Annotated in this window: 19 protein-coding genes and 6 tRNA genes; 18 read left to right on the forward strand and 7 right to left on the reverse strand. The window is 44.9% G+C overall.

Features of this window, described 5'->3' with window-relative positions; genetic code table 11:
- The first annotated feature begins 16 nt into the window (after positions 1-16).
- The gene (gene udp / locus EYS05_RS11965; RefSeq protein ID WP_118514725.1) at positions 17-805 is read left to right on the forward strand and encodes a uridine phosphorylase; all 789 of its coding nucleotides are present in this window, start codon (positions 17-19) and stop codon (positions 803-805) included.
- Between the two features lie 42 nt (positions 806-847).
- Complete coding sequence (locus EYS05_RS11970; protein ID WP_118514723.1) at positions 848-1,270, forward strand: cytidine deaminase; 423 nt, start codon at positions 848-850, stop codon at positions 1,268-1,270.
- A 168-nt stretch (positions 1,271-1,438) separates the two neighbouring features.
- Here EYS05_RS11970 and EYS05_RS11975 read toward each other — a convergent pair.
- Together EYS05_RS11975 and EYS05_RS11980 are read right to left on the reverse strand one after the other, a co-directional pair.
- A tRNA-Trp gene (locus tag EYS05_RS11975) sits at positions 1,439-1,509 on the reverse strand.
- 129 nt (positions 1,510-1,638) lie between these two features.
- Positions 1,639-1,726: transfer RNA gene (locus EYS05_RS11980), tRNA-Ser, on the reverse strand.
- A 184-nt stretch (positions 1,727-1,910) separates the two neighbouring features.
- Between EYS05_RS11980 and epsC the strand changes: the two genes are divergently transcribed.
- From epsC to EYS05_RS12005, 5 genes are all read left to right on the forward strand, one after another.
- Positions 1,911-2,831: a serine O-acetyltransferase EpsC gene (gene epsC, locus EYS05_RS11985; RefSeq protein WP_118624352.1), complete on the forward strand. Its 921-nt coding sequence runs from the start codon at positions 1,911-1,913 to the stop codon at positions 2,829-2,831.
- Positions 2,832-2,956: 125 nt separating this feature from the next.
- Positions 2,957-3,027: transfer RNA gene (locus EYS05_RS11990), tRNA-Gly, on the forward strand.
- A gap of 3 nt (positions 3,028-3,030) precedes the next feature.
- Positions 3,031-3,103 (forward strand) — tRNA-Gly (locus EYS05_RS11995).
- 35 nt (positions 3,104-3,138) lie between these two features.
- Positions 3,139-3,209, forward strand: a tRNA-Gly gene (locus EYS05_RS12000).
- A 3-nt stretch (positions 3,210-3,212) separates the two neighbouring features.
- Positions 3,213-3,285, forward strand: a tRNA-Gly gene (locus tag EYS05_RS12005).
- A 105-nt stretch (positions 3,286-3,390) separates the two neighbouring features.
- Here the strand turns inward: EYS05_RS12005 and EYS05_RS12010 are convergent.
- Together EYS05_RS12010 and EYS05_RS12015 are read right to left on the reverse strand one after the other, a co-directional pair.
- Positions 3,391-3,606 carry a DUF378 domain-containing protein gene (locus tag EYS05_RS12010; protein ID WP_015524323.1) on the reverse strand — a complete coding sequence of 72 codons (216 nt, stop codon included), beginning with the start codon at positions 3,604-3,606 and terminating at the stop codon, positions 3,391-3,393.
- A 211-nt stretch (positions 3,607-3,817) separates the two neighbouring features.
- Positions 3,818-4,981, reverse strand: a complete 1,164-nt coding sequence (locus EYS05_RS12015; protein ID WP_243119097.1) for a DUF5067 domain-containing protein — start codon at positions 4,979-4,981, stop codon at positions 3,818-3,820.
- Between the two features lie 240 nt (positions 4,982-5,221).
- On the opposite strand from EYS05_RS12015, the gene EYS05_RS12020 reads away from it, so the two are divergent.
- The 3 genes from EYS05_RS12020 (at position 5,222) to EYS05_RS12030 (ending at position 8,268) form a co-directional block, all read left to right on the forward strand.
- A complete protein-coding gene (locus EYS05_RS12020; protein ID WP_022426630.1) occupies positions 5,222-6,160 on the forward strand; it encodes an alpha/beta fold hydrolase in 939 nt (312 codons plus the stop codon).
- Between the two features lie 97 nt (positions 6,161-6,257).
- Positions 6,258-7,802, forward strand: coding sequence for a 4-alpha-glucanotransferase (malQ, locus tag EYS05_RS12025; protein WP_138277247.1), 1,545 nt, complete (start codon positions 6,258-6,260; stop codon positions 7,800-7,802).
- Between the two features lie 37 nt (positions 7,803-7,839).
- Positions 7,840-8,268 carry a hypothetical protein gene (locus tag EYS05_RS12030; RefSeq protein WP_138277248.1) on the forward strand — a complete coding sequence of 143 codons (429 nt, stop codon included), beginning with the start codon at positions 7,840-7,842 and terminating at the stop codon, positions 8,266-8,268.
- A 129-nt stretch (positions 8,269-8,397) separates the two neighbouring features.
- Here the strand turns inward: EYS05_RS12030 and EYS05_RS12035 are convergent, their stop codons facing one another.
- Positions 8,398-8,928 carry a VanZ family protein gene (locus EYS05_RS12035; protein ID WP_138277249.1) on the reverse strand — a complete coding sequence of 177 codons (531 nt, stop codon included), beginning with the start codon at positions 8,926-8,928 and terminating at the stop codon, positions 8,398-8,400.
- 224 nt (positions 8,929-9,152) lie between these two features.
- Here EYS05_RS12035 and thyA point away from each other — a divergent pair, with 224 nt between their 5' ends.
- Together thyA and EYS05_RS12045 are read left to right on the forward strand one after the other, a co-directional pair.
- Positions 9,153-10,001, forward strand: a complete 849-nt coding sequence (gene thyA / locus EYS05_RS12040; protein WP_138277250.1) for a thymidylate synthase — start codon at positions 9,153-9,155, stop codon at positions 9,999-10,001.
- Positions 10,002-10,024: 23 nt separating this feature from the next.
- Complete coding sequence (locus EYS05_RS12045; protein ID WP_015524334.1) at positions 10,025-10,519, forward strand: dihydrofolate reductase; 495 nt, start codon at positions 10,025-10,027, stop codon at positions 10,517-10,519.
- Between the two features lie 147 nt (positions 10,520-10,666).
- Here the strand turns inward: EYS05_RS12045 and EYS05_RS12050 are convergent, their stop codons facing one another.
- The gene (locus EYS05_RS12050; protein WP_021651824.1) at positions 10,667-11,692 is read right to left on the reverse strand and encodes a branched-chain amino acid aminotransferase; all 1,026 of its coding nucleotides are present in this window, start codon (positions 11,690-11,692) and stop codon (positions 10,667-10,669) included.
- Positions 11,693-11,841: 149 nt separating this feature from the next.
- Between EYS05_RS12050 and EYS05_RS12055 the strand changes: the two genes are divergently transcribed.
- The 6 genes from EYS05_RS12055 to EYS05_RS12080 all read left to right on the forward strand — a co-directional run bounded on the left by EYS05_RS12055 (position 11,842) and on the right by EYS05_RS12080 (position 22,815).
- Positions 11,842-13,077 (forward strand): 5-bromo-4-chloroindolyl phosphate hydrolysis family protein, encoded by a 1,236-nt coding sequence (locus EYS05_RS12055; protein ID WP_129975631.1) that lies wholly within the window; start codon positions 11,842-11,844, stop codon positions 13,075-13,077.
- A 71-nt stretch (positions 13,078-13,148) separates the two neighbouring features.
- Complete coding sequence (locus tag EYS05_RS12060) at positions 13,149-14,297, forward strand: toxic anion resistance protein (protein WP_059085427.1); 1,149 nt, start codon at positions 13,149-13,151, stop codon at positions 14,295-14,297.
- Between the two features lie 84 nt (positions 14,298-14,381).
- A complete protein-coding gene (ispG, locus tag EYS05_RS12065; RefSeq protein WP_138277251.1) occupies positions 14,382-15,446 on the forward strand; it encodes a flavodoxin-dependent (E)-4-hydroxy-3-methylbut-2-enyl-diphosphate synthase in 1,065 nt (354 codons plus the stop codon).
- Entirely contained in the window at positions 15,446-19,939 is a 4,494-nt protein-coding gene (locus EYS05_RS12070) for a PolC-type DNA polymerase III (RefSeq protein ID WP_138277252.1), read from the forward strand. Before ispG ends, EYS05_RS12070 begins: the two co-directional genes overlap by 1 nt.
- 98 nt (positions 19,940-20,037) lie before the next feature.
- Positions 20,038-21,996 (forward strand): fructose-bisphosphatase class III, encoded by a 1,959-nt coding sequence (locus EYS05_RS12075; protein WP_021651819.1) that lies wholly within the window; start codon positions 20,038-20,040, stop codon positions 21,994-21,996.
- 60 nt (positions 21,997-22,056) lie between these two features.
- Entirely contained in the window at positions 22,057-22,815 is a 759-nt protein-coding gene (locus EYS05_RS12080; protein ID WP_138277253.1) for a hypothetical protein, read from the forward strand.
- A gap of 105 nt (positions 22,816-22,920) precedes the next feature.
- Here EYS05_RS12080 and EYS05_RS12085 read toward each other — a convergent pair whose 3' ends face one another.
- Entirely contained in the window at positions 22,921-23,136 is a 216-nt protein-coding gene (locus EYS05_RS12085) for a helix-turn-helix domain-containing protein (RefSeq protein ID WP_015524345.1), read from the reverse strand.
- Between the last annotated feature and the right edge of the window lie 94 nt (positions 23,137-23,230).

Raw genomic sequence — 23,230 nt, forward strand, 5'->3', positions numbered from 1 at the left:
AAAGGAGGAAACGGATATGAAAAATTATTCAGAAGATGCAAGCAGACAGTATCACATTCAGGTGGCAAAAGGAGAAGTAGGACGTTACGTTATCCTGCCGGGAGATCCGAAACGCTGTAAAAAGATCGCGCAGTATTTTGACGATCCGGTTCTTGTAGCAGATAACCGGGAATATGTAACATATACCGGAACACTGGATGGAGTGAAGGTAAGTGTGACATCCACCGGAATCGGCGGACCGTCCGCTTCGATCGCAATGGAAGAACTTTATCGATGCGGAACGGATACATTTGTCAGGATCGGAACCTGCGGTGGAATGCAGCCGGAAGTAAAGAGCGGAGACATTGTTGTTGCAACCGGTGCGATCCGTATGGAAGGTACCAGCAAAGAGTATGCACCTATCGAGTTTCCTGCTGTGGCAAATCTGGAAGTGATCAATGCACTTGTGGAAGGAGCCAAAAAAGAAGGCTGTGAATTCCACACAGGTGTGGTACAGTGTAAAGATGCATTCTACGGTCAGCATGAGCCGGAAACGAAACCTGTCAGCTATGAACTGGTGAATAAATGGGAAGCATGGAAGCGCCTTGGATGCCTTGCTTCAGAAATGGAATCGGCTGCTCTCTTTGTAGTGGCGAGTTATTTAAAAGTGCGAGTGGGTTCCTGCTTTTTGGTAATGGCGAATCAGGAAAGAGAAAAACTTGGGCTGGAAAATCCGGTAGTACATGATACCGATAAGGCAATCCATGTTGCATTGCAGGCAATCCGGCAACTGATCCGTGCAGACTACCAGACACAGAAAAAGTAAGAATAACGGTTATGCACCTGATTCAGGAAAGGTGGGAAAATCATGGAAAAGAAACAGATTGAAGAAATGATCGATCTGGCGATCAGACAGATGGACTATTCATATGCGCCATACTCACATTTTCATGTAGGGGCTGTGCTTCTTGCCAAAAATGGCATCTATTATACCGGGTGCAACATAGAAAATGCTGCCTATACGCCAACAAACTGTGCAGAAAGAACTGCTTTTTTCAAAGCGGTCAGTGAAGGCGTGAGAGACTTTCAGGCAATCTGTATCGTTGGCGGCAAGGATGGTGTTCCTACAGAGTATGCAGCACCCTGCGGAGTATGCAGACAGGTTATGATGGAGTTCTGTGATCCGGAAACCTTTCAGATCATACTGGCAGTCAGCAGAGATAAATATGATATCTTCACATTAAAGGAACTATTGCCATTTGGATTTGGACCGGATAATCTGGAGAAATAAGCGCAGGTAGATACGTGCAGAGATTTTCACGATATGAAGTAGTGAGAAGTAAAATATTGAAAAGTGATCACCCAGATGTTGAATATCACAGGCCGGGCGGTCACTTTTTCTGTCATACAACAAAAAACGCTGAAAACCTTAATTAAGGCTTTCCAGCGTTCCTAAGAGCAGGGGATGAGAGAATCGAACTCCCACCAAAGGTTTTGGAGACCCCTATCATACCATTTGACCAATCCCCTATATTAAATTGTGTTTTCATCACTGTTGCAATTATACATATAAAATATACAATTGTCAAGAGATGAGAGTGCTTTTTTGTATAATAAAATATAAATAAAAATTCTTCCTGTCATAAATCGGCAGAAAAACGGAGATGGAGGGATTTGAACCCTCGCGCCGGTTGCCCGACCTACCGCATTTCGAGTGCGGACCCTTCAGCCACTTGGGTACATCTCCGGATGTTTTCAGAGCTTTTCAGCAGCTTTCGTGAAAACCTTTATTATTATATAAGGTATCCGGAGAAAGGTCAATCTTTTTTAAAATTTTTCTTTTTTGTATTATTGACGAATCTTCCGGACTATAATATGATAATGAGATAAAGTGTACAGACAGAAGTGGATGTGCAGAAATGGAGGGAATTATGAGCGATAAGAAATCAGCGATTCTCAGAGCAGCGAAGGGGCTTACTGAGAATTATGCTTCAGAAGAACTTTTTATGCCGAAGAGCGGCAGACGGCTGCCGAATCGTTCGGTGATCATTGATATAGTAAGAGATCTGAAATCAATTGTATTTCCGGGATATTTCAGTACGGATACCAGTGCTACCGTATTTCCGGAATATTATGTGGGACACAGACTGAATGACATTTATGACAGATTGAAGAATCAGATCGAGATTGCGCTTCTTTATCACGGAGAGGAACCGGAAGAGGCAGCAGCTCGTGCAGACAGAACCACATGTGGATTTTTTGAGCAGCTTCCGGAGATCCAGAGACTGCTTCTGACAGATGTGCAGGCTGGTTTTGACGGAGACCCTGCAGCCAAGAGTAAGGAAGAAATTATTTTTTCCTATCCGGGACTGTTTGCAATCTATGTATATCGTCTGGCTCATATTCTTTATAAAGAAGAAATTCCGTTTATCCCACGTGTGATGTCAGAATATGCACACGGCCGTACAGGAATTGATATTAACCCGGGAGCGACCATCGGAGAGTATTTCTTTATCGATCATGGTACCGGTGTGGTTGTAGGTGAGACTACAGAGATCGGAAATAATGTAAAGCTGTATCAGGGAGTGACACTGGGAGCGCTTTCCACAAGAAAGGGACAGCAGCTTGCCAATGTAAAACGTCATCCGACGATCCGTGATAATGTAACGATCTATTCTAATTCCACAGTGCTCGGTGGTGAGACGGTTGTAGGAGAGAATACGATTATAGGTGGTAATACCTTTATCACAGAATCCATTCCTGCAAATACCAAGGTCAGTGCAAAAAGTCCGGAGCTTGTGATCAAGAAACCGAAGGCCCAGGTTTCTGCCACAAATGTATGGGAGTATTGATAAAAATCCAATAAATAAAAAAGTTTAAAAAAATTGCAAAAAACTGTTGACAAATAAAACAGCTTGCTATATACTAATCATCGTTGCAGCGGTCAAGCAGTCGGTAATCACCGAAGCGACGATGCGCGGGTGTAGTTCAATGGTAGAACACCAGCCTTCCAAGCTGGATACGTGGGTTCGATTCCCATCACCCGCTTATGCGATAGTGGCGTAGTTGGTAACGCGCGACCTTGCCAAGGTCGAGACCGCGGGTTCGAGCCCCGTCTATCGCTCTCATCGAAGGATGAAGATTTATAATTTCATAACTGCGGGTGTAGTTCAATGGTAGAACACCAGCCTTCCAAGCTGGATACGTGGGTTCGATTCCCATCACCCGCTTGTGCGATAGTGGCGTAGTTGGTAACGCGCGACCTTGCCAAGGTCGAGACCGCGGGTTCGAGCCCCGTCTATCGCTCTTCGGAACTCTGAGAATGATCAGAGTTCTTTTTTGTTGCGAAAAAATCCTCTGCTTTATTTTTATGCAGCAGAGGATTTTTTGCGTTATGTGTTACTGCGTAGCTTATTCAGTTGTTTCACCCTGATCGATCAGAGTATAGAAGGTCAGAAGATAAAGCCCGCATAAGCCTACAAGTCCGTAGATGATCCGGGAGAGCCAGCTCATGCTTCCGAACAGGAATGCTACCAGATTAAAATTAAAGAAGCCGATCAGACCCCAGTTTATGGCACCGACCACAGCAATGGTCAGGGTGAAGTACTGCAGACATTTATTTGACATAAGTCACCATCCTTTCGTTATACAGGAAATAGTTTTTCATGGAATCGAAAAAATATACACAGGAATGAGAAAAAGAAAAACGGAAATTTCTGCCAGCCATGAAAAAATCATGAAGGAGAAATTTCCGTTTTCCTTTCATATGCAAGATAAAATGTAAATTTCCGGTTTATCGAATTTGGATCGTAAATATCCGCCAGGCGATTCCGATATCTTACTTCAGCTTCAGAATCTGAGAGGTTGTCTGTCCGCCGCTTACATTCAGAGTTTCTTTGCCCTGAAGCGTTACATCATTGGTAGTATCCTTCAGAAGAAATACCTGGCATACAGTGACGGTTTTTCCGGGATCAATGGTGCTCATGTAGTTATCTACAGCATCATCGCTGGCTTCCGGATAAGTTCCTTCCAGAACTTCTCCGTTCTGGGAAGCCTGCAGGGTGAAGTCTACAAATGCACTGGACTGGGAATCGCCGGAGTTTGTATAGTCGTAGTAGATCATCAGACAGGGATTTCCGCCGTAGTCCTTGGAAATCGCAAACTGTTTGAAACGGACGGAGAATTTGTCAGTTGTAATATCAATGGATGCACTTGTGTCCTCAGCAGAGGCCGTGCTGCCTGGGGTGGAAGAATCCTCTGCAGCGGCAGAACTGCTATCTGTGCTGTCATCCGTAAGCTGGGATGATATTTCGTCTTTTACGCTTTTGAAGTTTGCACACATAACCTTGACTGTGGTGTCATCCAGAGAAACGATCTTCCAGTCGCTGCCGATTTTGATCAGAGGATAGGTAATATCGATCTCACTGTATTTCTCATCAGCTGTGGAAGCATTTTCGGCAAGAAGTGCAGCGAGCATTTCCTGGATATCATCCTGTGTCATTTCCTTTCCGGCATAGGCTGCGACAGCAACCTTACGGGTGTATTCCTGAATAGTTGCTGCATAGATATTGGTTCCGTCAATATATTTCATGTGAACCGTTATCCTGGCAGTTCCGTTCTGGATGTCAAATTTGTTTTTGGTGATCTTGTAGGTCATTTTTTTGTTGACGGTAGTGAAGAAATCTGTGTAAGCAGAATCACGGATATCTGCATCATCCAGAGCACTGAGATCATGACTCTGGAGAAGGTTCTCCATTGTGGTAAAATCCATGTTCTGCATGCCTGTGAGAAATTCTTCTGTGGCTTCTACCGGTTTATGGCGCTGCATCATATACCAGGCGGTTCCGCCGGCTGCGGCAGCGATCAGAAGGATGATCAGACAGATCACGAGAGGCTTTTTGCTTTTTTTCTTTCTGTGGGGAGTGTCGCCTTCAAAATCATTGGAGATCAATGATCTGGAGAGCTCATCGTCATAAAAATCATTATTGTCTTCTGTATTCATTATTCCTCCTTACAATAAGTCATTCTGGTTTTCGGGTGGGTAAGTCAGAGGATATCTGTTTGCATTTGCGGGCAAACAGCATCACCCTATGTTACCGTAACGATTATATCATAGGTTTACTGTTTGAGAAACCCCCTGTGTTATGATATACTGGAAGACACAGAAAAAGTGGTTGAGTACAGGTGACAAAGCGGAATGCGAATGCCCGCTTTATGCAGCAGAAAAGGTGAGGTGAAATATATGTTACGGACAATTCAGTATTCATTTCCTTCAAAAGCAGACGGATTGGAAATTTCCTGCTTAGCAGTAGTGCCGGAGTTGGAACGTAATGAGAAATACCGTGGGATCATACAGATCGTTCACGGAATGAGTGAGTACAAGGAACGCTACATTCCTTTTATGGAATATATGGCAGAGCGAAAATATATAAGTGTGATCCATGATCACCGTGGCCATGGGAAAAGCGTACGCAGTAAAGAGGATCTTGGGTATATGTACGGTGGTGGGGCGGATGCCATGCTGCAGGATATCCATACGGTGAACTGCTTGATCAAGGATCATTTCCCAGGTATTCCGCTGATCCTTTTCGGACACAGCATGGGCTCTCTGGCAGTTCGTGCCTATGCAGCGCATCATGACAGCTGTATGGATATGCTGATCGTCTGCGGCTCACCCAGCTATAATGTATTTCGCCCGGTCGGAGTAGCTCTGGCAAAAGCGGGAAAGACTGTTTTCGGGCCTAAACACAGTGCGGGTCTGATCGAGATGATGTCTTTTGGAAGCTATGCAATGCACTTTAAAAAAGAAAAAAACCGTTTTTCCTGGATCTGCTCTGATCCGCAGGTTGTGCAGGATTATTCGGATTCAGAATACTGTGGATTTACCTTTACGGATGATGCATATCTGGCACTTTTTGACCTGATGAAAAGAGCCTATGATGTGAAGCACTGGAAGTGTACAAAGCCGGAAATGCCGGTGCTGTTTATCAGTGGGGCGGAGGATCCCTGCATGGGAAATGTGAGACAGTTTGCGAAGTCTGTCCGTGCCATGCGTTGTGCAGGATACCGGGATGTCCGGGGAAAATTATATCCGGGAATGCGCCACGAGATCCTGAATGAGAAAGACAGGGAAAAGGTTTATCATGATATATTTACATATATCTGCAAAAAAGGACTTTGAACGCTCTGTGACAGAGTGATATAATAAAAATCTGAGTGCTCCTGCAGACATCTGTGAGAGGGCGCAACTACTGAGAAAACAGGAGGATTCGTAAATTATGAGAGCAAGTGGGATTTTACTTCCGGTATCCAGTCTTCCATCGAAATATGGAATCGGATGCTTTTCTGCGGAAGCATATGAGTTTGTAGACCAGCTGGCAAGAGCAGGACAGAAATACTGGCAGATTCTTCCTCTCGGACCTACCGGATATGGAGATTCACCATACCAGTCTTTTTCTACCTTTGCGGGAAATCCGTATTTTATTGATCTGGAGGCTTTTGTAAAAGAGGGATATCTGGATAAAAGTGATTGCGAGGACTGTGACTGGGGTACAAACGAGAGCTATGTGGATTATGAGAAGATTTATAATTCCAGATTTCGGCTTTTGAGAAAAGCCTTTGAAAATTATGACTGTGAGACAGATCAGGAGTACCGTAAGTTTGTAAAAGAAAATGCTGCTTGGCTGGAAGATTACAGCCTGTATATGGCAATCAAGGACAGCCTGAATGGGATCAGCTGGATCGAATGGCCTACGGAACTCAAAAACAGAGAAAAAGCTGCATTGGCTGAAGAAAGAGAGAAGCTTGCAAAAGAAGTGGGATTTTACTGCTTCCAGCAGTTCTGCTTTTTTAAACAGTGGACAGCACTGAAAGCTTATGCAAATGCTAAGGGAGTGGAGATGATCGGAGACATCCCGATCTACGTTGCGTTTGACAGTGCGGATGCCTGGGCACAGCCGGAATTGTTCCAGTTTGATAAGGAAAATATTCCGATCGGCGTTGCCGGATGTCCGCCGGATGCTTTTTCCGCCACAGGGCAGCTCTGGGGAAATCCGCTTTATGACTGGGAATATCACAAGAAAACAGGCTATGCATGGTGGACACGCCGAATGGCAAATTGTATGAAGCTTTATGATGTGGTAAGGATCGACCATTTCAGAGGCTTTGATGAGTATTATTCCATTCCGTACGGAGATAAAACTGCCCAGTTCGGTCACTGGGAAAAGGGACCGGGAATGGATCTGTTCCGTGCGCTTGAAAAGAATCTTGGAAAGCTGGATGTGATCGCAGAGGATCTTGGTCTCCTTACAGACAGTGTGATCGAGATGGTGGAAGAATCCGGATTCCCGGGAATGAAGGTATTGCAGTTTGCTTTTGACGAGAATGAGGACAGTCCGTATCTGACGCACAGATATGAAAGGAATTGCATTGTTTACACAGGTACTCATGACAATGAGACAACAAGAGGATGGTTCCGCAATCTGAGCCAGCATGACCGAAATTTTGCCAGGGCCTATATTGGCTGTGAGGGCAAGCATGAGACTGCGGCAGTGTGGAGCATGATACGTGCGGCGATGTCCAGTGTTGCAGATCGCTGTGTGATCCCGGTACAGGATTATCTCTGCCTTGGAAATGAGGCAAGGATCAATGAACCGTCAACTCTTGGTGACAACTGGAAGTGGCGTATGAAAAAAGGCCAGCTCAATGAAACAATTATTCAGAAGATTTATAAAATGACAAAGCTTTATGGAAGACTTGTAAAAGAAGAAACGGAAGAGAAGGAAAAAACAGAAGCTGACAGGGAAAAGATATCTGACAAATAGAGAAATATAAGGATATCAGAAAGGACAGAAATACATCATGGAAGAACAGAAAAGAGAAAATAAGGAAGAGCTGCAGCAGGAAACTGCTGAGGAAAAGAATTCCGGACAGGGAAATTCTTCCACAAGAAGCAGTCTTCTGTGGATCTTTGCAGGAGGCTATCTTGTGTATACAGGATATCGTCTCTGCGCCAGTGTCATAAGCGGAGCAGAAGACTCCGGTGTGGTATTTCTGGCAGCGGGAGGTATTTTTGTTGTGATCGGAGCAGTGCTTTTGATCATGGCGATCCGTAATCTTGCAAAGGCTGGCGCACAGAAACATGAGATAGAAGAAGCTGTTGCGAAAAAAGCGGCAGAGGAAGCTTCTCAAAATCCGGAAACCGTGGCAAAGAAAAAAATGTCAATTGCGGAGCGGGCGCATCTTGCGGAAAATCTGGATGACGCACCGGAGGAGAAAGACGAAAAATAAAACCGGATGCAGGTGAGAGTAAAATGCCTGCTGAGATATGACGATTAGTAATAGCAAAAACGGAACATCATAAGGCAAAAAAATCCTTATGTATGTTCCGTTTTTTAGATCAGGCAGATCGCAAAACAGTTATCTGCGTCTTTGCGCGTTTCTGCGTTTTTTTCGAGATTTTTTTCTGTTGGGGGTATGTAAGGTAGACCAGCAGAATGCCTGTACCAGCAAAATTCCGATCATTGCTCCGCAACTGTCGATCCCTACATCCCTTACGGAAGGTCCGCGGGCCTCTACAAAAGACTGATGGTATTCATCCAGTCCGGCAAATCCCACACATACAAATCCGGCAAGGAGCATCAGCCAGATTCCCCGAACTCCGTATACATAGAGGGGGAAGGAAATAGATATGGCCAACAGGCAGTATTCTGTCATGTGAGCAGCCTTACGGACATAAAATTCGATATCTGCAGCTTCCTGGGAAAGCTGTTCCAGGCTTTTGCCGGAAGCTAATATTTCGTTTTTGGTTTCTACGATCTGGTAGCTGATCTTATAGCTCAGGGCACCGGAAACATCTCCGGTCTGTGCGGAAAAAGAGTAGATCACGCACATCATCAGGATCGCAGGTGCAAAAGAAAAAGGTTTTAATAATGTAATCAGTATTTTCATGGCTCTTAATATAGCACTCCCGCATGGAAAAGTCCAGAAAAATACAGAAAAAGAACAGGGAAAAGGAAAAACAGGGAGAGAAGGTTAAATGGGATAGGAGGTTAAAGGGGAAGTGGACAGTAAGGACTGAAATGTGTTAGAATATAAAATAAATTTCAGGGGCATTTTTAAGAAAAAAGCAGCCCGGGATCGAATAGAAGAAAATTACAGGAGGAAATCAACAAATGAGTCTTGCAGATAATATATTCATTGACATGTGCAAAGATGTCATAGAAAACGGAACCAGCACAGAAGGTGAGAAGGTACGTCCTGTGTGGGAGGATGGAACTCCGGCTTATACCATCAAGAGATTTGGTGTTGTGAACCGTTATGATCTCCGGAAGGAGTTTCCGGCACTGACTTTAAGAAAAACAGCGTTAAAGAGTGCGATGGATGAGATTCTATGGATCTGGCAGCAGAAATCCAATAATATCCATGATCTTCACAGCCACATCTGGGACAGCTGGGCAGATGAGAACGGTTCCATCGGAAAAGCCTACGGCTATCAGTTAGGTGTGAAGCATCAGTATAAAGAGGGAATGATGGATCAGGTAGACAGAGTTCTTTTTGATCTTAAGAACAATCCGTACAGCAGAAGGATCATGACCAATATTTATGTACATCAGGATCTCCACGAGATGAATCTTTACCCATGTGCCTATTCCATGACTTTCAATGTAACCAAGGAACCCGAAAAAGACAAGCTGGTCCTTAATGCGGTGCTGAACCAGAGATCTCAGGATATCCTGGCTGCAAACAACTGGAATGTGTGTCAGTATTCTCTTCTTCTCATGATGATCGCACAGGCCTGCGATATGGAAGCCGGAGAGCTTGTTCATGTGATCGCAGACTGCCATATTTATGATCGTCATATTCCGGTAATTAAAGAACTGATCTCCAGAAAACCGTATCCTGCACCGACAGTAAAACTGAATCCGGAGATAAAGGATTTTTATAAATTCACCACCGATGATCTGATCGTGGAGAATTATGAGACATGGCCACAGATCAAAAATATTCCCATTGCAGTATAATTGCATAAAGAAAGGAAGAAAGAATGAATATTATTGTTGCAGCAGATAAAAACTGGGGAATCGGAAGAAATAATGAACTTCTGGTAAGTATTCCGGCAGATATGAAGATGTTCCGTGAGGAAACTACAGGAAAAGTGGTTGTTATGGGAAGAAAAACACTGGAGTCTTTTCCAAACGGACTTCCTCTGAAAAACAGAACCAACATTGTGATCACCGGCAACAGGGATTATCAGGTAAAAGGTGCGGTGATCGTTCACAGCATCGAGGAAGCACTGAAGGAAGTGGAGAAATATCCGGCAGAGGATGTGTACTGTATCGGCGGAGACAGTATTTACAAACAGATGCTTCCGTACTGTGATACAGCTCATGTGACAAAAATCGATTTTGCATATGAAGCGGATGCGTATTTCCCAAACCTGGATGAGGACCCGGACTGGGAGATCACAGCGGAGAGTGAAGAACAGACATACTTTGATCTGGAATATGCGTTTGTGAAATACGAGAGAAAAGATAGATAATGTGAGCACAGATCATAAAGCAGAATGAGAATGCCCGCTTTGTACAGAAAAACAATGAAGAAATAATAAAAAAACAGACCATCGAAAAAAATACGGCGGTCTGTTTTTTTGTGCTTAATGTTATGTATAATGACGAAAATCCGGTAATTACTCGATTACGTGGATCCATCCCTTCGGTGCTTCGATGCGTCCCATCTGGATACCGGTCAGTGTGTCGTACAGCTTCTGGATAACCGGTCCCATCTTCTCCATTCCGCTTGGGAAGCAGATTTCCTTGCCGTGATCATTGATCTTTCCGACAGGAGAGATAACTGCAGCAGTACCGCAAAGACCACACTCTGCAAAATCTTTAACCTCATCGAAGTAGACCTCACGCTCTTCAGCTTCCAGTCCAAGGTACTCCTTTGCAACGTAGATCAGAGAACGACGTGTGATGGAAGGAAGGATGCTGTCAGACTTCGGTGTTACAACCTTGCCGTCTTTAGTAACGAAGATGAAGTTTGCTCCGCCTGTCTCCTCAACTTTTGTACGAGTCTTGGGATCAAGGTACATGTTCTCATCAAAGCCCTGTTTGTGAGCATCTACGATAGCATGAAGGCTCATTGCGTAGTTCAGGCCAGCCTTGATGTTACCGGTTCCGCAAGGTGCGGCACGGTCATAGTCGCTGACACGGATCGTGATCGGTTTGGCGCCGCCTTTAAAGTACGGACCAACCGGTGTTGTAAGGATACGGAACTGATATTCGTCAGCCGGTTTAACACCGATCACGGCGTTGGAACCAAACATGTACGGGCGAAGATAAAGTGTTGCGCCGGAACCATATGGCGGAACCCATGCAGCATTTGCCTTAACAACCTGCTCAACAGCGTCGATAAATCTTTCCTTCGGGAATACCGGCATTTCAAGTCTTGCTGCAGATGCAGCGATACGCTCTGCGTTCAGGTCAGGACGGAAAGTAACGATATGTCCGTCTTCTGTTGTGTATGCCTTCAGACCCTCGAATACACTCTGAGAATACTGAAGCACACCAGCACACTCGTTGAGTACGATATTAGGGTCTGTGCTTAAAGTACCCTCATCCCATTTTCCATCTTTAAAATTAGACACGTATCTGTAGTCGGTTGGCATGTAAGCGAATCCGATGCTGGACCAGTCGATGTTCTTTTTTTCCATAACGATTCCTCCGTTTACAATTTTTACTTTTTACCATTGTAAAACTTTTACGTGATGACTTCAATAGTTTTTTCTTCCTTTTTTTCATTTGCTTGTAATTTTAATATGATTTCGATATAATAAAAATTATCTATGGACTGGAGGGAAAAATGGACAATCACGAATTTGAAGACCTTGGAAAAAAGATTCAGGATATTGTAGATAATGCAGTGAATTCAAACAGCTATCACGAATTAAGCCATACGATCAACCAGACAGTAAATAAGGCCATTGATTCCGGAAGCGAAGCGCTGAAAAATGCGCTGAATTCCGTGTTTGATCCGGGTGCTGATCCGGAATTCCGTAAGAAAAGCTATACATACCAGAGCCCTTATTACGGAAGAAGCAGAAAAGCAAAGCAGCAGGCTGCAAGGAAACAGTCGGAACTGCTCTACGGAAAGACTACCGGTGAGAATCTCAAAGGCATGATGATGGCAGTTTCCGGTGGGATACTTTTAAGTGGCATGGGGCTTGGAGCCATGGTGCTTCTGATCTGGATGGGCATTGGACACAGCGGTGCACTTGCAGCAGGTGTGCTTGGAGTGATGTGTGCAGGCGCAGCAGGTGGCGGTGCTCTTTTGGGAGCAGGAACAAGCCGTCTCGGAAGACTGGGACGTTTCCAGAAATATATCCGTGCGCTGGGAGACCACACCTACTGTAATTTTCAGAAGCTTGCCCAGGCAGCAGGAAAGAACGAGAAATTTGTAAAAAAAGATATCAGCAGAATGATCCAGAAGGGCTGGTTTCTGGAAGGCCATGTGGATGAGCAGGGAACCTGTCTGATCACCAGTAATGAGACCTATCAGCAGTATCTGGAAACACAGAAGCAGCTGGAACTTCGTAAACAGGAAGCAGATCCTAAGGTTCAGCTGGAGGAGAACATGAGTCCGGAAGCCCAGGAAGTCCTGAGAAAAGGAAATGAATTTCTTGTAAAGATCCGTGAGAGCAATGACGCCATTCCCGGGGAAGAAATTTCCGCAAAGATTTCCAGGATGGAAATGATCGTTCAGAAAATTTTTGAGCGTGCAGGAGAGCATCCGGAGGTGATTCCGGATCTTAAGAAAATGATGGATTACTATCTGCCCATGACTGTGAAGCTTCTGGATGCTTATGAGGATATGGATGGACAGCCTGTACAGGGCGAGAATATCACGGCTTCCAAGAAAGAAATTGAAGAAACCATTGATACACTGAATATTGCTTTTGAGAAACTTCTGGATTCCATATTCCGGGATACCGCATGGGATGTATCCACCGATATTTCTGTGTTGCATACAGTTCTGGCACAGGAAGGGCTGACAGAGGATGATTTCGAAAAAATGAAACAGAATGCGGAAATGAAATAAGTACAACGAGCAGATCAGAAGCTGGAATACAGACATCTGCCGGAAGGTACAGTTGATCAAGGAGAATGCTTATGGGAGAAGAATTTAAAGACTTTGAGGTAGAAGCACCGGTGCTGACTTTGGAACCGGATCTCACGGAAGAAAAAGAAGAAATTGCAAAAAAAGAACCGGAGAAACCCCAGGAGCCTGCAGTAGAGGAACCGGTGTTATCTCCCCAGGAACAGAAAATCGTAGAAGATTTTGCAGCAAAGATCGATATTGAAAATACAAACCAGATCCTGCAGTACGGAGCCGGCACTCAGAAGAAGATGGCAGATTTTTCTGATGCAGCGCTGGTAAATGTGAAGACACAGGATCTTGGGGAGGCAGGAGAGCTTCTTGCAAATGTGGTAGGAGAATTGAAGGATTTTGATGCCACAGAGGAAAAGGGATTTTTCGGCTTTTTCAAAAAACAGACAGCGAAGGTGGAAACTCTGAAAAACCGTTACACAAAGGCCGAGGGAAATGTGACGAAGATCACGGAAGCTCTGGAGCAGCACCAGATGCGTCTGATGAAAGATTCTGCCGTGCTGGATAAAATGTATGAGCAGAACCTTGCATACTTTAAAGAACTTTCCATGTACATTCTTGCGGGTAAAAAGAAGCTTAGGGAAGTCAGAGAAGGCAAGCTCAACGAATTGCATCAGAAGGCAGCGGCAAGCGGACTTCCGGAAGATGCACAGGCTGCCAATGATCTGGAAAGCAAATGTGACCGCTTTGAGAAAAAGCTTCATGATCTGGAGCTTACCAGAACCATTTCTATGCAGACTGCACCGCAGATCCGCATGATCCAGAACAATGATACGACGATGATCGAGAAGATCCAGACAACCATTGTAAATACCATTCCTCTCTGGAAAAGCCAGATGGTGCTGGCTCTAGGGATCGCGCACTCCACAGAAGCCGCACAGGCACAACGGCAGGTTACGGATTTTACCAATGAACTTCTGAAGAAAAATGCGGAAACGCTTCACCTGGCATCTGTGGAAACTGCAAAGGAATCCCAGCGTGGTATTGTAGATATTGAAACTCTGAAAAAAACCAATCAGGAACTGATCCAGACACTGGATGATGTGATGAAGATCCAGCAGGAAGGCCGTGAAAAACGTCAGGCAGCAGAGGCAGATATGAGACGTATGGAAAACGAACTGAAAACAAAGCTGCTGGAGATCCGACGTTAGGAGTAAGAGTAAAAAGATAGTTCGGAAAGGAAAGGCAGGGCGTTTGAAGACACCTGCCTTTCAGGATTCATAAAGGAGATTTTTATGTACAGAGATCATACAAAAGTAATAAAAATTGGAAATCGTGTTATCGGAGGAGGAAATCCGATCCTTATCCAGTCCATGACCAATACGAAAACTGAAGATGTAGAAGCAACGGTTGCGCAGATCCTTTCACTGGAAAAAGCAGGCTGTGATATTATCCGCTGCGCAGTTCCTACTATGGAAGCTGCGAAGGCTTTATCCCAGATCAAAAAACAGATCCATATTCCGCTGGTTGCGGACATCCATTTTGATTATCGCCTTGCCATTGCAGCCATGGAGAACGGTGCGGACAAGATCCGTATCAATCCGGGAAATATCGGTTCCAATGAGAGGATCCAGGCAGTTGTGGATACAGCAAAGGAACGGAATATCCCTATTCGTGTAGGAGTAAACAGCGGTTCCCTTGAAAAAGAACTGGTAGAAAAATATCACGGTGTTACAGCCGAAGGACTTGTGGAGAGTGCTCTTGATAAGGTGCACATCATTGAAGAGATGGGATATGACAATCTTGTGATCAGCATCAAATCTTCTGATGTTCTCATGTGCGCCAGAGCCCATGAACTGATCGCAGAAAAAACACAGTATCCTCTTCATGTGGGAATTACAGAAGCAGGAACTCTGTATTCGGGAAATATCAAATCAGCTATCGGACTTGGGATCATCCTGTATCAGGGAATCGGAGATACCATCCGTGTTTCTCTGACAGGCGCGCCGCTGGAAGAAGTGAAATCAGCCAAAAGGATCCTGAAAACGCTGGGACTTCGCAAAGGAGGCGTGGAGGTTGTTTCCTGTCCGACCTGCGGAAGAACAAAAATCGATCTGATCGGCCTTGCAAACCAGGTAGAGACCATGGTACAGGATATTCCTCTTGATATCAAGGTTGCGGTTATGGGCTGTGTGGTAAACGGACCGGGAGAGGCAAAGGAAGCAGATCTCGGAATTGCAGGAGGCGATGGTGTTGGTCTTCTGATCCGGCATGGAGAGGTTGTAAAAAAAGTACCGGAAACGGATCTTCTGGATACACTTCGTCAGGAACTTCTTACCTGGAATGAGCAGGAGTCATAATGGAGAAAGATTTTTTTGATGTATTTCCGCATCTTAAAGTGAAGAAAGAGCTGGAAGAACTTCTGGACATGGTATTTGTGACAAAGGTTTCCATGAACCCCGGAAGAACTCATCTGAGGGTTTATATCGAAAGCAGCCGCTGGATACACAAGAAGAATATTTTTGCGCTGGAGGATGAGATCGAACGGCAGTGCTTTCCGGGGATTCCCATGACTGTAACAGTTGTGGAAAAATTTCATCTTTCCGAGCAGTATACACCGGAGAACTTTCTGGAAAGCTACCGTTCCAGTATGGAGATGGAGCTGCGCAACTATAACATGCTGGAGTACAATCTGTTCCGTAGATCAAAAATCATTTTTACAGGAAAAGATACCTTGCGTATGGAGCTTCCGGATACGGTTATTTCCAGACAGAAAAGCGAAATACTTGTTGAATATTTTCATAAGGTTTTCTGTGAACGCTGCGGTATGGATCTGAAAGTGGAACTGGATTTTGTGGAAGTGAAAGAGAGTAAATACCGGAAAAATGCTGCACTTCAGATCAAACAGGAAGTGGAAAATGTCCTGAAGCATGCCAAACTCAGCGGGGATCAGGAAAGCGAACCGAAGCAGGAGGATACAGCCAGGGAAGAGACAAAGAAAACCTCTGGAGATAAGAGCGGCGAAAAAACAAACGAGAAGAAATCCGTTGACAAAAAACAGCAGAAGGTTCAGAAGGGGGATTTCCGCGGCAGCTTCGGATTCCGCAGGGACAGCAATCCGGATGTGGTTTACGGCAGAGATTTTGATGGAGAAACGATTCCGCTGGAGAGCATTACCGGTGAGATGGGTGAGGTTATCATCCGATGTCAGGTTATGGATGTGGAAGCTCGTGAGATCCGAAATGAGAAAACGATCCTGATCTTCCCTGTGACCGATTTTACGGACAGTATTGTTGTGAAGATGTTTCTGCGTAACGAGCAGGTTCCGGAAGTGACGGAAAGTGTAAAAAAAGGCGCATTCCTGAAGCTGAAGGGAGTTACCACCATTGACCGTTTTGACAGTGAGCTTACTATTGGAAATATTACAGGTATCAAGAAAATCGCCAATTTTACCAGCACAAGAATGGATACCAGTCCTCAGAAGCGTGTGGAGCTTCACTGTCACACCAAGATGAGCGATATGGATGGTGTCAGCGATGCAAAGGCATTGGTAAAACGTGCCTATGAGTGGGGACATAAGGCTATCGCTATCACGGATCATGGCGTGGTGCAGTCCTTCCCGGAGGCAAATCACTGCTTTGATGCCTGGGGCGGTTGTGTTCCAAAGGAGTCTGATTTTAAGGTGCTCTATGGAATGGAAGCGTATCTGGTAGACGATCTGAAGGGTATGGTCACCAATTCCAAAGGGCAGCGGCTGGATGGAGATTTTGTTGTTTTTGATATTGAGACTACGGGATTCTCAGCACTAACCTGCAGGATCATTGAGATTGGCGCGGTAAAAGTGGAAAAAGGACAGATCACAGATCGTTTTTCCACCTTTGTAAACCCGGAAGTGCCCATTCCGTTCCGTATTGAGCAGCTGACAAGCATCAATGATTCCATGGTCCTGGATGCACCTTTGATAGAGGAAGTACTGCCGAAATTCCTGGAATTCTGTGAGGGCTGCGTGATGGTGGCCCATAATGCGGACTTTGATATGAGCTTTATTATTGAAAACTGTAAACGGCAGGGGATTTCGGATGATTTTACTTATGTGGATACCGTTGGTATGGCTAGATTCCTTCTTCCTGCCCTGAACCGTTTTAAACTGGATACGGTAGCCAAGGCAGTAGGTGTTTCTCTTGATCATCACCACAGAGCTGTGGATGATGCGGCATGTACCGCAGAGATTTTTGTGCGGTTTGTAAAGATGCTGGAAGAAAGAGATATTTTTGATGTGGATGAGATGAACAGGCAGGGTGCGGTTTCACCGGATACCATCCGAAAGCTGCCCACATACCATGCTATTGTTTTTGCAAGAAATGAGACCGGAAGGATCAATCTGTACAAGCTGGTAAGCCAGTCCCATTTAAAGTACTATCACAGAAGACCAAGGGTTCCCAAAAGCGTGCTGGAAAAATACAGGGAAGGCCTTCTGGTGGGAAGTGCCTGCGAGGCAGGAGAGCTTTATCAGGCACTTCTTCGCAATGCACCGGATCAGGAGATCGCCAGACTGGTAAATTTTTATGACTATCTGGAAATCCAGCCTCTTGGGAACAATGCGTTTATGCTTGCGGATGAAAAACATGATATGATCAATTCTGAGGAAGACTTAAAAGAGATAAACCGGAAGATCGTAAAACTTGGAGAACAGTTCAAAAAACCGGTGGTTGCCACCTGTGATGTGCATTTTATGGATCCTCAGGACGAGGTTTACCGACGGATCATCATGGCAGGAAACGGATTTTCTGATGCAGATAACCAGGCCCCGCTTTATCTTCGTACAACGGAGGAAATGCTGGAGGAATTTTCATATCTGGGAAGTGAAAAGGCGGAAGAGGTGGTGATCACCAATACCAATAAGATCGCGGATATGATCGAGAAGATATCACCGATCCATCCGGATAAATTTCCACCGGTCATTGAGAACTCCGAGCAGGATCTTAAGAATATCTGTTTCACGAAGGCCCACGAAATGTACGGAGATCCGTTGCCGAAGATCGTGGAGGACCGTCTGGACAGGGAGCTGAATTCTATTATCTCCAATGGTTATGCGGTAATGTATATCATTGCACAGAAGCTTGTGTGGAAATCCAATGAGGACGGCTATCTGGTTGGATCCCGTGGTTCTGTAGGTTCTTCTCTGGCAGCGACCATGTCCGGTATCACGGAGGTAAACCCTCTGCCGCCTCATTATCTCTGTCCGAATCCGGACTGTAAATACAGTGATTTTGATTCCCCTGAGGTGAAAAAATACGCGGGTATGGCAGGATGTGATATGCCGGATAAGATCTGTCCGAAATGCGGTGCCAGGATGAACAAGGAAGGCTTTGATATTCCTTTTGAGACATTCCTTGGTTTTAAAGGTGATAAGGAGCCGGATATCGACCTGAACTTTTCCGGTGAATATCAGGCCAATGCTCACCGGTATACAGAGGTTATCTTCGGAAAAGGGCAGACCTTTAAGGCGGGAACCATTGGTACCCTTGCGGAAAAAACCGCATTTGGTTATGTGAAGAACTATTATGAGGAACGGGGGCAGCACAAGCGTTACTGTGAGATCAACCGTATCGTGAAGGGCTGTACCGGTGTCCGCCGTACCACTGGCCAGCATCCAGGAGGTATCATCGTACTGCCTATGGGTGAGGAGATTGAGAAATTTACACCTGTGCAGCACCCAGCCAATGATGTGAACAGTGATATCATCACCACACATTTTGATTACCATTCCATTGACGGAAATCTTCTGAAGCTTGATATACTTGGACACGATGATCCGACCATGATTCGTATGCTGGAGGATCTGACCGGCATCAGTGCAAGAACAGTTCCGCTGGACCAGAGAGATGTCATGTCCCTGTTTGCGGGAACGCAGGCTCTGGGGATCAGCCCGGAGGATATCGGCGGCTGCAGGCTGGGATGCCTCGGGATCCCGGAGTTTGGTACAGACTTTGCCATGCAGATGTTGATCGATACCAAGCCGAAATATTTTTCCGACCTGGTACGTATTGCTGGACTTTCCCACGGCACGGATGTATGGCTTGGAAATGCCCAGGTATTGATCCAGAATGGTACAGCTACCATTTCCACAGCAATCTGTACGCGAGATGATATTATGATCTATCTCATCGGAAAAGGAGTGGAAAGTGGTCTGGCGTTTACCATCATGGAGAGTGTCCGTAAGGGAAAGGGTCTTCGTGAGGAATGGATCCAGACTATGAAAGAGCATGATGTTCCGGACTGGTATATCTGGTCCTGTAAGTTGATCAAGTACATGTTCCCGAAAGCCCATGCGGCAGCCTATGTTATGATGGCGTATCGTATCGCCTGGTATAAAGTGTTTCATCCACTGGCTTATTATGCAGCATTTTTCAGTATCCGTGCCACTTCCTTTTCCTATGAACTGATGTGCATGGGAAAAGAACGTCTGGAATATTATATGGCGGAGATCCGGAAAAAAGGTGATGAGGCATCCAAGAAGGAACAGGATACACTGAAGGATATGAGAATCGTACAGGAAATGTACGCCAGAGGTTTTGATTTTGTGCCGATCGATCTTTATAAGGCAAAGGCACACCGGTTCCAGATCATCGGGGATAAACTGATGCCTGCTCTGGATACCATAGAGGGTCTTGGAGATAAGGCAGCAGAGGCAGTTGTGGATGCTGCCGCAAAAGGCAGATTCCTTTCCAAGGATGATTTCCGTGATCGTACCAAGGTCAGCAAGACCGTTATCAATCTGATGGATGATATGGATCTTTTTGGAGATATCCCGCAGTCCAATCAGATGTCACTGTTTGATTTTACGGGTTGATATATGATACCGGAAGGGCTTACAATAAATAAAAAATACTGCCGTTTATCCTGAAGGCTGATCTGGCAGTGAGAACTCCCAGGAGGATACCAGATACTATGAAAAAAGAAGAATTAAGATACCTGCAGCGACTTGCGGAGCTATATCCTACTATAGCAAAGGCTTCAACAGAGATCATCAATCTGCAGTCTATATTAAACCTTCCGAAAGGTACCGAGCATTTCATGTCGGACATTCATGGAGAATACGATGCGTTTTCCCATGTTCTTCGGAATGGATCAGGGGCTGTACGAAAAAAGATCGATGATGTATTCGGACATACCTTAAGCAACAGCGACAAACGTTCTCTTGCCACACTGATCTATTATCCGAAGGAAAAGATGGAGGTTGTAAAAAAACAGGAAGAAGACATGGAGAACTGGTACAAGATCACACTTTATCGTCTGATCGAAGTATGCAAGACAACGGCATCCAAATATACCCGTTCCAAGGTCCGTAAGGCACTTCCTGCAGACTATGCATATGTGATCGAGGAGCTGATCACAGAGAAAGCGGAAGTTCTGGACAAAGAAGCATATTACGATGCCATCGTCAATACGATCATTGAGATCGGCCGGGCAGAGAATTTTATCATTGCCCTGGCAGAACTGATCCAGCGTCTTGTTGTGGATCATCTTCATGTGCTGGGAGATATTTATGACAGAGGTCCGGGCCCGCATTTCATCATGGATCGTTTGATGAAATATCATTCGCTGGATATCCAGTGGGGAAATCATGATGTGGTCTGGATGGGAGCTGCTACAGGACAGAAAGCCTGCATTGCAACGGTGATCCGGAACAGCATCCGTTACCGAAATATGGATATTCTTGAGGATGGATATGGGATCAATCTCATGCCCCTGGCAACCTTTGCAATGGAGGCTTATAAGGATGATCCATGTACTGCTTTTGAGATGAAGGGAGATGCCAATAACTATAGTATTCTGGAAGAAGAGCTTGGACGGAAAATGCACAAGGCTATTGCCATTATCCAGTTTAAGCTGGAGGGGCAGCTGATCCGCCGGCACAAAGAATTCCATATGGAAAATCGTTGTTTGCTTCATAGGATCGATCCGAAAAAGGGAATGATCACACTTCCGGACGGAAAAGAATATCCGCTGACCGATACATATTTTCCTACTATTGACTGGAAAAAGCCATATGAACTTACTACAGAGGAAAAGGATGTAATGGAACGCTTGGATTCCGCGTTCCGAAACTGCGAGAAACTGCAGAATCATGTCCGGCTTCTTCTGGACAAGGGAGGCCTTTATAAAACTTATAATGGAAATCTTCTGTTCCATGGAAGTATTCCGCTTAATGAGGATGGAAGTCTGAAAGAAGTCCAGATTTATGGAAAAACCTACAAAGGAAAAGAATTGTACGATGTTCTTGAGACTTATGTGCGCCGGGCGTTTTTCTCTGTAAATGAGGATGAAAAGCGTAAAGGCAGAGATATTATGTGGTATATCTGGGCAGCTCCGAATTCACCGCTGTTCGGAAAAGACAAGATGACCACCTTTGAGCGTTATTTTATTAAAGATAAGGAAACACATAAAGAAACTAAAAATGCCTACTATCATCTTCTGGAAAATGAGGATGTTGTAGATGATCTGCTCCGTGAATTCGAACTGGATCCGGAAAAAGGTCACATCATCAACGGGCATGTGCCGGTTCACCAGAGTGAGGGAGAGAGTCCTGTAAAATGCAATGGCAAAGTTCTTGTGATCGACGGCGGTTTTTCCAGACCATATCAGAAGGTTACGGGGATTGCCGGTTATACACTGGTTTATAATTCCTACGGGCTGATCCTGTCTGCTCATGAGCCTTTTACTTCTGCGGAAGAAGCGGTAGCCAAGGAGCAGGATATTGTTTCCAACAGGGTGGCAGTTCACTACAATAACAAACGTACTCTGGTCGGTGATACCGATACCGGAACTGCTCTGAAGGAAAGGATCAGTGAGCTGATCCAGCTTCTGGAAGTTTACAGAAAAGGTATCATCAAAGAGAAAAAATAAGCAGAATTGAGAAATACAAGAAGGGTTTCCTGTATGCTATAGTAAACAGAGGTAATGCAGATGAGAAAAAACAAAAGAAGAAAAAAACGGCTGAGAGCAGTTCTGATCCTGTTGATCATTCTGTTTATTCTGGCAGGACTGGGAGGGATGCTGTATGTTTCCCACAGGGATAAAGTGGAAAAAGAACAACGAAGAGAGGCCGCATTGGCTGCATTGGACAGTATTCCGGAGGTGACAGCAACTCCGGCAGCAACAGCAACACCGGTTCCGACAGCGACGCCGACACCGTCATTGACACCGGTCCCGACAATCCTTCCGGCATTTGAACCGGAAAATTATCAGGGAATCTGGTACAGCGAAGACGGGCTGACAACGATCGATATTTATGATATCAGTCTGAAATCTGTTTCCTTTACCTATAAGAGAGTGAATGGAAAAGATCCTTCCATGACCGCAGAAGCAGATGTGACTGCAGAGGTAGCAGGAAATGCCACACAGTTCCGTTTTAAGGATTCCGAAGGGAATAAGGCAAAAGGAGAGTTTGTTTTCGATAAAAGTGGTGAGCTTTATGTGAAGGTAAAAACATATGAACGGGGAGATGGATCTCTGACCTATCCGAAAACAGAGTCTATTATGACCCGGCAGGAGCCATCCCTGGAAGTATCCGAAAATTCCGAAGAAGATGTTTCCTATAATGAAAGCAACGAAAGTTCCTATGAACAGGAATCCTACAGCGAAAGCAGTGAAGATTCTTCTGATGAAAATACAGAAGAATATGAGATTCCCTACGGAGAAGAAGAAACCTATTATACAGAATGATCAAAAAAAATAAAACACGGTAAAATAAAGAATCCCCGGATTTTGGCAATCAGGGAATCCCGATACAGGAATTCCCGAAACTGTTCCACATTTCCGGGGATCTCTTTATTTGATCATTTTTTTGCGGTCTGTGCGGCCGACGAGATAATCGATGCTGGTGTCGTAATAATTTGCCAGCCGGATAAGCATTTCGATAGGAATATTACGGGATCCCGTTTCATAATGGGAATAAGAACGCTGACTGATATGAAGAATCTCACTTAATTCTCTCTGGGACAGATCCGCGTCTGTACGTAAATCCTGAATACGCTGAAATTTCATTGTGCTCACCTCTTCTTTCTATTGAAAGTATAAAACAGAACGAAATGCACCCTTGCAAAAGAGAGCAAAATGGACTATACTAAATTTATTATCT

The organism is Blautia sp. SC05B48 (genome assembly GCF_005848555.1).
In the GTDB taxonomy this organism is placed as follows: domain Bacteria; phylum Bacillota; class Clostridia; order Lachnospirales; family Lachnospiraceae; genus Blautia_A.